Below are 13,551 nucleotides of genomic sequence, written 5' to 3' on the forward strand. Positions count from 1 at the left end.
ACAAGGTACTACACGAAGAAACCCGGACGCATTGACCGGGTTTCTTTGCGTAGTACTTTTTGTTTAGCTTACTCTTTTTCGTCCTTTTTGTCGTTGACTTTTTCAGTGGTTTTGGCTTTTTTGGTGTTGATGATAATTACACCATTGCTAGCCCTTGAACCATATAGTGCCGTTGCTTTGGCATCTTTATATACGTATATAGATTCAATGGTTGTAGGATCTAAATCTTTTGCAGTTTCCGGATCAATAGTTTTTCCATCTACTATATAAAGTGGTTGATTTCCGGGTTTTTCACCAAATTTCATTTCGCCACCGGAACTATCTCCAAAACGGATATCTTTGACATCTTGTAAAGGCAATAGACCTTGTTTGATTTTACTACTGGGTGTACTCTGAGATGTTTTATTCAACATGAATCCGATTGGAATATGATATTTTACGCGTACGGCTTTGCCCTTTTGTATTCCTGCAATCCATTTTGGGGACCCTTTCAATACACGTACTGCTTCTTCATCTGTACCACTTCCAAGGCTTCGCTCAACTTGAATGTCGCTTAATGTACCGTCCTTTTCCACAATAAAGGATAAAAATACATTGCCTTCTACATTGTTTTCTATTGCTTCTGCTGGGTATTTAACATTTTTACTCCAGTATTCATAAAATCTGGCCATTCCTCCAGGGAATTCGGCCTGTTTCTCAAGGGAAACAAAATCATAAACCTTATCCTCTCCGTCATTATTTGCCACTGTAATGGCTTTGCTTCCATATCCCATTACCACAACCTCATTTAAGGCTTTATATCCACTTAAAGCTGTAGTTTTCGCATTTTGCATGGGTTCTTTGCTATCATTAAGATGAAAACTAATTTTTAAGGTGTATTTACCATTTTTGATAGATTTGTAACCATCGAATAGCGCAATACATCTTAGCGCTTCTGCATCGCATCCTCCTCCTAATTTTGTTGCAATTCCTAAATCTTCAAGCTGTCCATCCGCAACTGTGAATTTTATCATCGTAGTACCCATGATTTTATCTTTTTGTGCTGTCGATGGGTATTTGATATTCATCTTTACAAATTTGTAAAAATCATCCCATCCAGCCATTTTATGTGGCATATCCTGACTGGCACTTTGTTTTCCTTTTACCAATTCTGGTGCAATTGGTTTAACTGTCGCAGTCAGTATATCATTTACCACTTCGAGTGGAGTGTTTAAAGGTATGTTATCGGCAATGCTTTGTATCTTTTCGTTATTGCTGATTGTTGCTGAAGACATCATTAAAGCAATAGCAAATAGAGGGATGAAGAGACCATATTTAAGAATGGCTACTTTCTGTGATCGTTGTTTATGTAACATGAATATTCTCCTTTTTATTAATGATTTATTAAAAAAATTGTTCGTTAGGGTATTGACCGGGACACCAAAGGCGCGGCTTAGCAATAGCAAAGCATACTCATCTTTACTCCCTTGAAATCTGGCAGCTTCATCATCTGCAAGATATTCATGAATACTTTTAATGGAATTTTTGTAGAAGTAAATGATAGGATTAAACCAGGTAAAGATATTTAGTACCTCAAAAAAGATAACGTCAACACTATGCCACTGGCGAATGTGCGTGTCTTCATGTCTATGGATTGTATTAGAGTAAGGCAAGTCGTTTCCAATTCTTTTACTACGGAAGAATGAAAAGGCATCGTCACTGTCTTGTTTTTTTATCTTTTTGGTCACGGACCATAGGTTAACCATAAACCTTGAAGCAAATAATAAACTGCCTGTCAGGTAGACCAAAACGATCAGATTACCTGTGTTAAAATCAGTATTGTTATCTTCAACAATGCTTACCTGACTCATTAATTGCCCTACGCTTACATATACAGGTTGTACAACTGTTTGTTTGGTAAACCATTCAAATCTTAAGTATGGGATAGCAAGGGATAAGATGCCGACAGAAACTAAATAGATTCGGTTAAGGGTGAAATAAGTTTCCTTGTCTAAAAGTAACTTATAGAAGCCGTAAAATACCACCAGGTAAATGTTGACTTGCAGGATATAATGTGCCCAACTCATCTTGGTCTGTTTTTAATTTTGTTAATCATTTTAAGAATTTCATCTACATCACTCAGGTCAAGCTTTTCCTCCTTAACGAAAAAGGAAAACATACTTTCTACAGAACTTTCAAAATATCCGTCTAATAGTTTTTCCGTTGCATGACGTTTATAATCTTCTTTACTGATCAAGGGATAGTATTTATGAGATTTACCAAAAGCCTCATGGCCCAGAAATCCTTTGGTTTCAAGTATACGAATGATGGTAGATACGGTGTTGTAAGCAGGTTTGGGTTCAGGCAGATGATCCATTACTTCTTTAACGAAGCCTTTTTCTAATTGCCAGATAATTTGCATGATCTGCTCTTCCGCTTTAGTTAGATCTTTTAGTTCCATATTTTATTTCGTTAGATTATTTATATTGGTTTGTTATTCCGTTTGACGCGTATTTTACGGTATAACTAAAACTTTAGTATGAATCTATAACTAATTTTTTAGTTTTCAAAATATTGTACAAAAAAAATGGCGGTATCCACCGCCAGATTTATTATTAACTAAACTAAATTTTCTATTTAAGTGCCTGACATGATGTATTCAGGCAGGAGTGTGCAGATCTATTATCTGGAAAAAGGAATACTTACCTTTATAAAACCGTTCTGCGTTGCAGGTGTTTTAGATACTACATCTTCGGTTTGGTTATTAGGTCCAACCTTTGTAAAGGTTAATAGTATCATTATAAAGACTGGTACCAGAAGCAATAGAAAAGGCGAAGTGTTTGCTAAAGTTTTCATATGTCTTTTATTAAGTTTTTAATTTCTTGTTGTTGTTTGATGAAACAAATAGAATAATTAAAATCAGGCTCTTAAAATCTTTTAGACCAAGTGTATAATTTCTTAGATAAACGGTAAAAAGGATTTGGTAGAAGAAAAATGCCAGTTCGTCGATCACCTGCATTTTAAAATAATTAGATTTGTGTAATTTGACAGATCAGCTCACAATTATTAACTAGTTTAAATGAAAAGCAAAGGCCCCCTAGCTGTACATCTTGTATTTTGGATACTTATTCTGTCAGTATTGCTCTGGGACACTTTCAATGCGCATGAACGACCTACATTATATGAGGCAGGAGTCAGGTTTGCTTATTTTGCCTTAATCAATTTGTCTATCTTTTACATTAATTATACGCTGCTTATTCCTATCCTGGTTAAGCAAAAGAAAAAGTATGGACTATATATGCTTTCCATATTTATGCTCATTGGCATTATGGTGCTTATAAAAATCGTAGTGGCAAGCCTTAACAGTGATTTCTTTTTAAGTTACCTCGATGAGCGTACAGGTAAAATAGAGTACCTTGAGCTGACCAAATACGTAGTATTTTCCATCTTTGTATCTGGTTTTTTTGTCGTGGTAAGTGCTTTATTAAAACTTGCCATAGATTGGTTTGGCAGTGAGCGGATTCAGCGCGACTTAGTAAGTGAAAAAAGAGATATGGAATTGCAGTTCTTAAAATCTCAACTTAATCCTCACTTTTTATTCAATTCATTAAATAACATTTATTCGCTTGCTTATCAAAAATCAGAAAAAACAGCTGATGCCATTTTAAAGCTGTCTGAGATTATGCGTTATATGATCTATGAGAGTAATGACAGTTGGGTGTCTTTAAGTAAAGAAGTAGCCTATGTTCAGAGTTATATAGAATTGCAGAAATTACGATTTAAAGATGGAGCGGCGGTAGAATTTACCATAAATGGAGAGATCGATGATCAGCCTGTGGTGCCTTTGATTCTAATTTCTTTTGTGGAGAATGCTTTTAAACATGGTGTTGCCAATGACCCAAATGATCCGATAAGGATTAATATCATTGCCAATCAGAAGATACTGCATTTTAGTGTGAGTAATAAAAAGAATAAATACAATAAAGATCTGATGGGTGGTGTGGGGCTGAACAATGTAGAGCGCAGATTACAGCTGCTTTATCCTGAACGGTATAAATTAAATATCGTAAATTCGGAAACTCATTATACTACAGAACTAATGCTTGATATATGACAAAGTTAAAATGTATTGCCGTTGATGATGAGCCATTAGCGCTGGATATTATTGAGGATTATGTTTCTAAAGTTCCTTTTCTGGAATTGGTTAAGCGTACGGAAAATGCAATAGAAGCATTGCAGATGGTGCAGGCAGGAGGGATTGACCTTGTGTTTCTGGATATTCAGATGCCCGAACTTACAGGAATACAGTTTTTAAAGATTGCCAATGGTAAGGCAAGTTATATTTTAACTACTGCTTATTCTCAGTATGCATTGGAAAGTTATGATCTTAATGTGTCAGATTATCTTTTGAAACCTATCGCTTTTGACCGATTCTATAAAGCTGTAGAAAAGGTTCATGATCGTTTAAAATCCCATCCTTCTTCAGATTCGACTATACAGTCCCTATTTGCAGCTGCACCAGCACCTGTTGCCCCAGTCGCCAGCCCGATTCAGGATTTTATTTTTGTTAAAACAGAACACAAGATCCAGAAAATAGAACTGGATGATATTCTTTATATTGAAGGTCTGAAAGATTACATCTCTATCTTTACGAAGAACGAACGTATAATTACTTTACAGAATATGAAAAAGATGGAAGAGACTTTACCAAAAGATCAATTCATCAGAGTTCATAAATCCTATATTATAGCGCTTGATAAAATTGAAAGTATAGAACGGAGCAGAATCACGATATGTAGTAAGATTATTCCAATAGGTGATACTTACAGGGATGAGTTCTTCAGGCATATTGATAATAAGAACATATAATTAAACCGCTTTAATCTGGTTTAATTTCGTTCTTATTGCATTCTCAGCTTCTAGTACAATTTGTTCAGGATTCTTATCTGCTATATTTAAAGGAGGCAATACAGTCCATTTTAATTTTTCACCAAAGCTTAATGGGAACATTCCATATTGAACTAGTTTCCACGAATTTTCAATGGCTACAGGTACAATCAGTGCATCGGGAACTACTTTTAAAAGTGTTGCAATACCGCCAACCTGGAAGGGCTTCATCTGACCATCTTTAGCCCTGGTGCCCTCGGCAAATATCATGGCAGACCAGTTGTTTTCTTTCATCCGTCGACCGAGTTTTATCAGCTCGGATACCGCTTGCTTACTATCCTTGCGATTTATATTTGCTCCACCACCATATTTAAGATTGTATGAAATAGATGGGATACCTTTTGTTAATTCAATTTTAGAAATAAATTTTACATGGAATTTTCTCAGGAACCAGATTAACCCGGGAATATCGTACATACTTTGGTGATTGGACACAAAGATAATAGGGCGGTCAAGCGGCAGGTTCTGCTCATTTAAAAAAGTAATTGAGCTGCCCATCAAAAGGGCGCTATAGGTTAGAAAAAAATTCAGGGCATCAACAGAAGCTTTATGTGCCTTGTAACCAAAAAACCTGTAGCAAATCCATTGGATAGGGTGAAAAATAACTAATGACAACCCGAAAAAGATGTAAAAAAACGGGCTGAAGATATAGCCGAAAAACTTGTTCATAATATTTGTTCAGTAGATAAAGATTATATATGACCGTCCAGGATCAATAGTTTGGTTTTTAATATAGCGGCAACACTCATGCTATCTGTAATTTCTCCATTGACTACCATCTGATAAGCTTCATCAAAAGGTAATTTACGTAATTCCAGCTGTTCTGTTTCCTCAGGAGAGGATTCGCCCTGAGCAAGATCTCTTGCCATGTAAATAATACCAAGCTCATTGCTTACAGAGTTGGACAGATGCATCCGCTGCATTTCAGTCCATTCATTTGCAGTAAGTCCTGTTTCTTCCAGAAGCTCCCGTTTTGCACTTTCCAGTGGATCAGATTCAAGCGGGCCACCACCTTCCGGGATTTCCCAGCTGTAGGCCTTTAGGGGGAAGCGATATTGTCCAACAAGCCAGGTATTGTGGTCTGCATCCAAAACCATAATGCCAATTGCATAGTTTTTGAAGTGTACTTCGCCATAGATGCCTTTACCTCCAGAGGGGTTGATTACATTATGCTCAGTCAATCCAATCCATTGATTTTCGTAAATCTTATGGCTGTCAATAGTTATCCAGGGATTATGCTGTTCCATGTGCGCAATATACGAAATTCTGTTTTTAGCCTTGCTATTTGGGTTTAGGAGCAGGTGGTACTTTTTTAATTTTTGTAAATCGATAATTAACACTCATTGTTACATTACTGGTGTTGTGGGTTGACAAGCTTTGAAGTTTAAAATTAACCCCTTCACTAAATAATCGATTATTACGGCTTCCAAAAGGGTCTGACACAATTATGCGGGCGCTTAGCCTGTTTTTGAGAAATGTTTTCCTCGCAGCCATGCTGCTCGTTATAGATCCTTTTGTCCGCCCTTGCGCATTTACATTGTTCACATAATTTACATTGGTTTCAAAAGCTGTTCTAAGCGGTAACTGTAAGGAAAGTCCCATGGCACTTCGAAAGCTGATACCTGTTCTGTTTAAGGCTGAATTTAAGGCTGATTTATAATTGCTTTGCGTAAGTGTGAAATTAGCGTTGGTAGATAGTTTTTTGCTTGGCTTGTAGTTACCTATCAGAATCAATCCAAAAATATCATTGGACCCAACATTAAAGTAAGTAGTTTCGGAAGTAGCAACACCATTAACTACTTCTACAGAGCGGTAACGTTCAATTACACCACTGCTTGTTGAATAAGATAGACGCGGCGTAAACGACCATGTTTCGCCAAAAACACCGAAGCTTACATCCATTTGGTGGGTATATGCAGGTATCAATTCCGGATTACCAAACCATATATTAAGGGGATCGTTGTCATTGATCTGAGGATTGAGGAAACTTTCTCTTGGTCGATTTACACGCACACTGTAAGTAGCTCCTATGTTGTATCTTTTTTTAAAAAAATGGTTAACTGAAATATTTGGGAATAAACTCAGATAAGGCTTAACATTATAGTTTTCTCCAGAGGAGAGGTCAAAATCTACATCGGTCAATTCAGCTCTGATTCCAGCTTTAAAGCCAAAACTTTTGGTTTTATAATTATAAGAGCTGTACCCGGCCATAATTCTTTCATTATATAAGAACTCATTGCTAAGTTTCTGGGAAATTATATATTCTTCTGTCGTAAAATTAAAATCTCTAACCAATAAGTCGTTATCATTCTTTCGTTGAGTGAACATTAAACCAGCCTCAAACCGATCACGTTTATTAAAAACCGGCTTATCATAATCTATATTAAATGTGAGTCCATTATTGCCAATACCTGTACCGGTCTCTCTAAGTGTAGGTTTTAGAGTCGTGGGTAAGGTATAATGCTGATCCAGAATTCTTAAGCTATTGTTGGCATTTTTGTTATAAGTAATGCCAATTGTAAGCTTCTCTCCACTCCCTTTTGCTGTAAGGCTATAGTCAGCATTAAAGACTACATTATAACTATCTCCATCTGCTGTGCTTAATTGTTTACGTACCCGACGCAAGTCAAGTTCTTCACTTAAAAAGTTAAAATCAGTACCAGACCTACTATCACTGTTGTTGATATTGAAATTAGTGCTTACCCGTAAATTTTGAGAAGGGGAAATATCCCAGTCAAGTCCAGCCCTGAAATTTCCACCATTACTATTGCTTTTATTGTCAGTATAATTATCATAATAGAATGTGGTGTCTTTAACCAGGTCAAAGTTTTCGCGATAAGAGTTAGAAGTACTTTTACCTATGCCACTTCTGTAAGCTGCGCTACCTGTAAGGGAATAGTTTTTACTTCGATAAGAGGCATTAGTATTCATGTTTGTATTACCCTGCGCTCCCGCTGTAATACCCGCATTTCCATTAAAACCAATAGCAAATCCCTTTTTCATTACAATATTGATAATTCCTTCGCCATCTCCGGAATATTTTGCAGGGGGATTTGTCATTACTTCTATCTTTTGAATTGCATCAGAAGGTAGGACATTTAAAAGATCAGCAATATTGGAAGTCATATAATCAGAGGGCTTACCGTCAATAAAAATCCTTGTTGAACGCTTTCCTGCAATAGTTGCATTTCCATCGATATCTACCTGTACCATTGGAACATTCTTAAGGATGTCATTTGCCGTGCTTCCCTCGGCCAATATTGATTTGTCTACGTTGTAGGTAATCATGTCTGCAGCGAACTCAATCACAGGTTTTTCTGCAGTAATTGTAACCTCGTTCAGATCATTTTGCTCACTGCTTAACTTCAGGCTTCCAAGATCACGTTCAAGGCTTTTTTCTGTTATGGTAACGTCATTTACAGTTAAACTTGTAAAGCCGACAAAGCTTACTTTAATTTTATATGTACCAGACTTTAGGGCTTCGAATTTGAAAAGTCCATTTTCATCTGTTGATGTAGTTCTTAAGGGTTGCTCTACACCGGCCTCATAAATTGCTACTACTGCTGATGGTATCGGGAGGGCGCCGACCTGTTCAATGACCTTGCCAGTAATAATGCCTTTTTCAACAATAGCATACACATTAGTAACGCTTATCAGTAATAAAAGACCAATAATAAAGGATAAATTCTTTTTCAATGTTGGTTAGGTTCGGTTTAAAATGATTCCTCGTCAGAACGCATTTCCTGCTGATCTGATTTTTTGTTCTTTTTAAAGTTAAAATTATTTTTACCAAAACGGTAAGAATATGTTAGGCTCATTATTGTACCTCTCATATTACGCTTAAAGTCTGTAACAACACCATTTGCAGTAGTGGTCATACTCCAATTTCTAGTATTGAAAACATCTCTTACATTTAAGCTCAGTGAAGAGGCCTTATTCTTAAAATCGTATTTTGCACCAGCATCAATTACATACATTGCATTTCTGGTACCTTGTGCCATGATCTCTTTTGAACGGTAATCGCCTTTTATCTGTAAAGTGATATTGTAAGGTAGCACGAAGTTGTTCGTTAAATTGGCATTCCAACTAAACCCTGAGCTTTCTACTGCGCTGTTTACCGGAATCCCGTTTAGTTTTCTTTGATAAAGGTTTGCATTTCCGGTAACATTCCAAGATTTCGCTACATCAAAACGGCCAATAAGTTCTAATCCACTTGATATCTCGCTAGCTAAATTTTGTGGTGTAACAAGAATGTAATCGTCAATATTTGTCCTGATTCTTTGAATGACATCATTGGTTTGACGCATGTATGCCGTCGAAATAAAAGTGATTTTTTTCCAGTATTTGCTATAACTTAACTCATAAGCGTGAACATCTTCGGGTTTTAAGTTCGGATTACCCTGACGGCGAACAAGAGGATCAGAAACATCAACAAATGGATTGGTATCCCATCCTCTTGGACGGTTCACTCGCCGACTGTAACTTAATTGTAGCTGCTGTTCCTTGTTTAGCTTCTGTGTTAAAAATATACTGGGATATAAGCGCCTGTAATCAACTTTTCCAGGAGTATAACTTAAGTCACCACTTTCGTTAAAAGAACCAAGTCTTGTATCAAGAACAGCATCTTCTGCTCTTAAGCCCAGCTGATAACCAAAGTTTTTGTATTGATTTTGATAGTTGATATATAAAGCATGAACCTGATCTTTACTATCGAAATTGTTAGTTAATGCATAATTCGGGATATAAAGATCACTAGCGTAATCAAAATTGGTAGAGAAAGTATTGTTCACCACATTTCGGATTTGACTGCGGTAACCGGTTTCAATTTTTCCGGTTTTGCTAATTGGTAGTGAATAATCCACTTGTATGTTGTAGCTGTTGTTTGTGCCAGTTCCATCATTGATTTGAATTTCAACTGGATTGCTTACAGGAACTCCATTATAAAAATACATATCCGTCGATAGATTCTGATTGCTATTATTTGTACCGTTAGAATAGCTGAAGTTAAATGTAAGTTCTTCTTTAGGTTTTTTAAATTTCTGGACAAAGTCAAGGCTAAGATCATAAGTATGCCCCCCACCTTTATTGGTATTATTTCTACTACTTAGATCACGCGCAATATAATCGGGCTTTAAAATCTCAATATTTATGAATTCTCTTCTATCGTTGTCTCTTTGATTAAAACCACCTGTGAAACTAATAATACTTTTCTCGCCGAGATAATAATCTAGTCCTGCTTTTACATTATGTCCAATATCAGATGATTTTGAGTCCGTTTTTTGATTGGCGAAGGCTGTATCTGTTCTAAAAGGGGTGTAAGAAAGATTGTTATAACCACCACCAAATCGGTTACCGTTACGATAGCTATAGTTTCCATAAACGTTTATTTTACTGTTCTGGAAACTCAAACTCGTATTTGCATTGTAATTATCACGATTTCCTGCGGTAAGTGCAACTGATCCATTCAATCCTAGTTTTTTGTTTTTCTTTAAAACGATGTTGATAATACCCGATTGTCCTTCTGCATCATATTTTGCCGATGGGTTAGTAATTAACTCTACCGTTTCAATAGAACTGGCAGGTAAGGATTGCAAAATCTGAGCTACATTGCCACCTGCAATCATAGATGGTTTTCCATCAATCAAGACTTTTACACCTGTAGAGCCCCTTAAACTTATATTTCCATCAATATCTGATTGTATTGAAGGGACATTCTGCAAAAGATCAGATGCCGATCCACCTTCACTTACTAAACTCTGGTCAACAGAGAAAACTTTTTTATCAATACCCAATTGCATGGTAGCTTTTTGAGCAGTAATGGCTACCTCTTTTAAAGCGGTACCTTTGGCAGGTTTCATTTTAACAGTACCAAGATTAATGTTATTGTGTGTGTCGCTGATAGAAACCGAATCTCTAACCATGGTTTGATAGCCAACATAACTAACTTTAAAGGTAAATGTACCCTTAGGAAGTGCATTCACTGTAAGATTGCCGTTTACATCGGCTTGAACCCCTTTTACAACTGCTTTGGTTTTTCTGTCGATTACTATTGCTGATGCAAATGGAATAGTTTCATTACTTTGAGCGTCAACAACTTTAGCGGTAATCTTTCCATCGCCAGTACTTTGTGCATTCGCCGTTATTTGAAAAGTTAAGATAGCAAAAGTTAGAAGCAAAAAATTGCAGGCATAGTTCGTCATTAATGTGGTTCTTTTTTGTGTGTTTGTCTAAGATGGACAAAAAAAAGCGAACGGAGTTTAAAAAGTTTGGCGTAACTATTTTATTACAAAAAGATTTTGCAGAGGTTAATAGCTGAAGTAATACTTAAAACTTAATCAACAGTTGCAGTAAGTCCTTCTGATTGTAATATTTTACGATAAACTTCCATTTCAGTAAATGAACCTTCCAGAACAGCACACTTACCTTTAGTATGGACTTCCCACGCAATTTTTTCTGCCTGACCTTCTGAGTAATCAAGATATTGCATCATGCAATGAATAACATGCTCAAAAGTATTTATATCATCATTCCAAAGAATTAAACGATGAACAGTTTTTAACGAACTTAGTATTTCTTTTAGTGTAAATGTTTCCTCTTTAGTTTCTGTTGACATATTACAAATTTAAGCTAATTTCAAAATAATGTTGTAGTTAAAGTTATTTTTGCTTAAAATTAGTAATAAAGCCAAGTATTATGTATCGTTCAAAGATTGCCGGAATAGGTTATTACGTTCCCCAAAATGTATATACCAATACTGATTTATCACGTTTTATGGATACCAGTGATGAATGGATACAGGAACGGACGGGGATTAAGGAACGGCGATTTGCTGATCGTTTAGAAGAAACGACTACTACTATGGGAGTTGAGGCTTCTAAAATTGCAATTGAACGTGCTGGCATTACCGCGCAGGATGTAGACTTTATCATCTTTGCGACACTTAGTCCTGATTATTACTTCCCAGGCTGTGGCGTTTTGCTGCAACGCGAAATGAAAATGAAAGAGATAGGAGCATTGGATATCCGAAATCAATGTTCTGGATTTGTATATGCCTTATCTGTTGCCGATCAGTTTATTAAAACTGGTATGTATAAAAATATACTGGTTGTAGGTAGCGAAAAACACTCATTTGCTATGGACTTTGAAACACGTAGCCGTAATGTTTCGGTAATATTTGGAGATGGTGCAGGAGCAGTTGTTTTGCAACCAGCGGAAAAAGAAGGGCAGGGGATACTGAGTACACATTTACATAGTGATGGGGCAGATGCCGAACTATTAGCAATGTTTTACCCTGGTTCGAATGCCAATAAATGGCTTAAAGATAAGCCAGGTTACCCTGATCAGGAGCTTGGGGGTTTATTTATGACTGCCGAGCAACTGGAAAGTGGTGCTGCTTTACCTTATATGGATGGACCAGCTGTATTTAAAAAGGCCGTAGTCAAATTTCCGGAAGTAATTAATGAGGCATTAAAAGCGAATGAATTAAGTGCTGCAGACATTGATTTGCTGGTCCCACACCAGGCTAACTTAAGGATCAGTCAGTATGTGCAACAATTGTTAGGTTTGCCGGATGATAAAGTATTTAACAATATTCAAAAATATGGTAATACTACTGCCGCTTCTGTGCCAATAGCATTATGTGAAGCCTGGGAAGCAGGTAAAATTAAAGATGGGGATCTTGTATGTCTAGCAGCTTTTGGCTCTGGTTTTACCTGGGCCAGTGCTTTAATCAGGTGGTAAAGCTAAGTCTTAACTTCCTTTAGCTGACCGTGTCATTTGCTCAAAAGCATCCCACATCTCATTTGGAACAGCTTCTAATCCGTTAAACTGACCGGCACCTTGCAACCATTCTCCGCCATCAATGGTGATCACTTCTCCGTTGATGTAACCAGAAAAATCACTGACCAGGTATGCAGCTAAGTTTGCAAGTTCCTGATGATCACCTACACGTTTTAAAGGTACCCTGTTTTTAAAGTCGAACTTTTCAGCCAGATCGCCAGGCAGCAACCTTTCCCACGCTCCTTTTGTAGGGAATGGTCCGGGAGCAATAGCATTGGTGCGGATGCCATATTTTCCCCATTCCGCAGCTAAAGAACGTGTCATAGCTAAAACACCGCCTTTTGCACAAGCAGACGGCACAACATAAGCAGATCCTGTAAAAGCATACGTAGTCACTATATTTACAATACTTGCAGCTTGTTTTTCTTTAATCCAGTGTTTTCCAAAAGCCAATGTACAGTTTACAGAGCCTTTTAATACAATGTCAATAATGCTGGAGAATGCATTAGCTGATAAACGCTCCGTAGGAGATATGAAATTGCCAGCTGCATTGTTCAGGAGACTATCCACCTTACCAAAGGTTTTTATACTTTCGACAAGTACATTTTCTACCTGATCATACTCTCTTACATCACAGGCTAGAGCAAGCACCTTTCCTCCGGTTTCCTGCTCCATTTCCTTTGCTGTTTTTTGCAGCACATCCAATTTTCGGCTGGTGATGACCAGATTTGCGCCTAGTTTAAGGAAGTAAGTTCCCATTGCCTTACCCAGGCCTGTTCCACCTCCGGTAATCACTATAGTTCTACCTTTTAAGGCATCATCTCTTAACATAGGCTGATTAAACAT

Annotated in this window: 12 protein-coding genes; 3 read left to right on the plus strand and 9 right to left on the minus strand. The window is 37.0% G+C overall.

What is annotated here, in order from left to right:
- Nucleotides 1–68: 68 nt before the first annotated feature.
- The 3 genes from ABDJ41_RS01690 to ABDJ41_RS01700 all read right to left on the minus strand — a co-directional run bounded on the left by ABDJ41_RS01690 (nucleotide 69) and on the right by ABDJ41_RS01700 (nucleotide 2,835).
- Complete coding sequence (locus ABDJ41_RS01690) at nucleotides 69–2,066, minus strand: TonB family protein (protein ID WP_349784001.1); 1,998 nt, start codon at nucleotides 2,064–2,066, stop codon at nucleotides 69–71.
- The gene (locus ABDJ41_RS01695; protein ID WP_349784002.1) at nucleotides 2,063–2,440 is read right to left on the minus strand and encodes a BlaI/MecI/CopY family transcriptional regulator; all 378 of its coding nucleotides are present in this window, start codon (nucleotides 2,438–2,440) and stop codon (nucleotides 2,063–2,065) included. The genes ABDJ41_RS01690 and ABDJ41_RS01695 overlap by 4 nt, the downstream gene beginning before the upstream one ends.
- 221 nt (nucleotides 2,441–2,661) lie before the next feature.
- A complete protein-coding gene (locus ABDJ41_RS01700) occupies nucleotides 2,662–2,835 on the minus strand; it encodes a hypothetical protein (protein ID WP_349784003.1) in 174 nt (57 codons plus the stop codon).
- A gap of 223 nt (nucleotides 2,836–3,058) precedes the next feature.
- Between ABDJ41_RS01700 and ABDJ41_RS01705 the strand changes: the two genes are divergently transcribed.
- Nucleotides 3,059–4,093 carry a sensor histidine kinase gene (locus tag ABDJ41_RS01705; protein WP_349784004.1) on the plus strand — a complete coding sequence of 345 codons (1,035 nt, stop codon included), beginning with the start codon at nucleotides 3,059–3,061 and terminating at the stop codon, nucleotides 4,091–4,093.
- A complete protein-coding gene (locus ABDJ41_RS01710) occupies nucleotides 4,090–4,848 on the plus strand; it encodes a LytR/AlgR family response regulator transcription factor (RefSeq protein ID WP_349784005.1) in 759 nt (252 codons plus the stop codon). Before ABDJ41_RS01705 ends, ABDJ41_RS01710 begins: the two co-directional genes overlap by 4 nt.
- On the opposite strand, the gene ABDJ41_RS01715 is transcribed toward ABDJ41_RS01710, so the two are convergent.
- From ABDJ41_RS01715 to ABDJ41_RS01735, 5 genes are all read right to left on the minus strand, one after another.
- Nucleotides 4,849–5,595, minus strand: coding sequence for a lysophospholipid acyltransferase family protein (locus tag ABDJ41_RS01715; RefSeq protein WP_349784006.1), 747 nt, complete (start codon nucleotides 5,593–5,595; stop codon nucleotides 4,849–4,851).
- Between the two features lie 23 nt (nucleotides 5,596–5,618).
- Nucleotides 5,619–6,173 carry an NUDIX domain-containing protein gene (locus ABDJ41_RS01720; protein ID WP_349784007.1) on the minus strand — a complete coding sequence of 185 codons (555 nt, stop codon included), beginning with the start codon at nucleotides 6,171–6,173 and terminating at the stop codon, nucleotides 5,619–5,621.
- A gap of 34 nt (nucleotides 6,174–6,207) precedes the next feature.
- Nucleotides 6,208–8,622: a TonB-dependent receptor gene (locus ABDJ41_RS01725; protein ID WP_349784008.1), complete on the minus strand. Its 2,415-nt coding sequence runs from the start codon at nucleotides 8,620–8,622 to the stop codon at nucleotides 6,208–6,210.
- Between the two features lie 17 nt (nucleotides 8,623–8,639).
- Nucleotides 8,640–11,126 (minus strand): TonB-dependent receptor, encoded by a 2,487-nt coding sequence (locus ABDJ41_RS01730; protein ID WP_349784009.1) that lies wholly within the window; start codon nucleotides 11,124–11,126, stop codon nucleotides 8,640–8,642.
- Between the two features lie 131 nt (nucleotides 11,127–11,257).
- On the minus strand, nucleotides 11,258–11,539 hold the full coding sequence (locus tag ABDJ41_RS01735; RefSeq protein ID WP_349784010.1) for an ATP-dependent Clp protease adaptor ClpS: 282 nt from the start codon (nucleotides 11,537–11,539) through the stop codon (nucleotides 11,258–11,260).
- An 80-nt stretch (nucleotides 11,540–11,619) separates the two neighbouring features.
- Here ABDJ41_RS01735 and ABDJ41_RS01740 point away from each other — a divergent pair, with 80 nt between their 5' ends.
- Nucleotides 11,620–12,666, plus strand: coding sequence for a 3-oxoacyl-ACP synthase III family protein (locus ABDJ41_RS01740; protein WP_349784011.1), 1,047 nt, complete (start codon nucleotides 11,620–11,622; stop codon nucleotides 12,664–12,666).
- A gap of 9 nt (nucleotides 12,667–12,675) precedes the next feature.
- On the opposite strand, the gene ABDJ41_RS01745 is transcribed toward ABDJ41_RS01740, so the two are convergent.
- On the minus strand, nucleotides 12,676–13,551 hold the full coding sequence (locus ABDJ41_RS01745; protein WP_349784012.1) for an SDR family oxidoreductase: 876 nt from the start codon (nucleotides 13,549–13,551) through the stop codon (nucleotides 12,676–12,678).

The sequence above is a fragment of the Pedobacter sp. ASV1-7 genome (assembly GCF_040203335.1).
In the GTDB taxonomy this organism is placed as follows: domain Bacteria; phylum Bacteroidota; class Bacteroidia; order Sphingobacteriales; family Sphingobacteriaceae; genus Pedobacter.

Bases quoted from the DNA above. Each gene is read 5' to 3' on its own strand.
- ABDJ41_RS01690 (WP_349784001.1), bottom strand. From the start codon at position 2,066: ATGAGTTGGGCACATTATATCCTGCAAGTCAACATTTACCTGGTGGTA.
- ABDJ41_RS01695 (WP_349784002.1), bottom strand. From the start codon at position 2,440: ATGGAACTAAAAGATCTAACTAAAGCGGAAGAGCAGATCATGCAAATT.
- ABDJ41_RS01700 (WP_349784003.1), bottom strand. From the start codon at position 2,835: ATGAAAACTTTAGCAAACACTTCGCCTTTTCTATTGCTTCTGGTACCA.
- ABDJ41_RS01705 (WP_349784004.1), top strand. From the start codon at position 3,059: ATGAAAAGCAAAGGCCCCCTAGCTGTACATCTTGTATTTTGGATACTT.
- ABDJ41_RS01710 (WP_349784005.1), top strand. From the start codon at position 4,090: ATGACAAAGTTAAAATGTATTGCCGTTGATGATGAGCCATTAGCGCTG.
- ABDJ41_RS01715 (WP_349784006.1), bottom strand. From the start codon at position 5,595: ATGAACAAGTTTTTCGGCTATATCTTCAGCCCGTTTTTTTACATCTTT.
- ABDJ41_RS01720 (WP_349784007.1), bottom strand. From the start codon at position 6,173: ATGGAACAGCATAATCCCTGGATAACTATTGACAGCCATAAGATTTAC.
- ABDJ41_RS01730 (WP_349784009.1), bottom strand. From the start codon at position 11,126: ATGACGAACTATGCCTGCAATTTTTTGCTTCTAACTTTTGCTATCTTA.
- ABDJ41_RS01735 (WP_349784010.1), bottom strand. From the start codon at position 11,539: ATGTCAACAGAAACTAAAGAGGAAACATTTACACTAAAAGAAATACTA.
- ABDJ41_RS01740 (WP_349784011.1), top strand. From the start codon at position 11,620: ATGTATCGTTCAAAGATTGCCGGAATAGGTTATTACGTTCCCCAAAAT.
- ABDJ41_RS01745 (WP_349784012.1), bottom strand. From the start codon at position 13,551: ATGTTTAATCAGCCTATGTTAAGAGATGATGCCTTAAAAGGTAGAACT.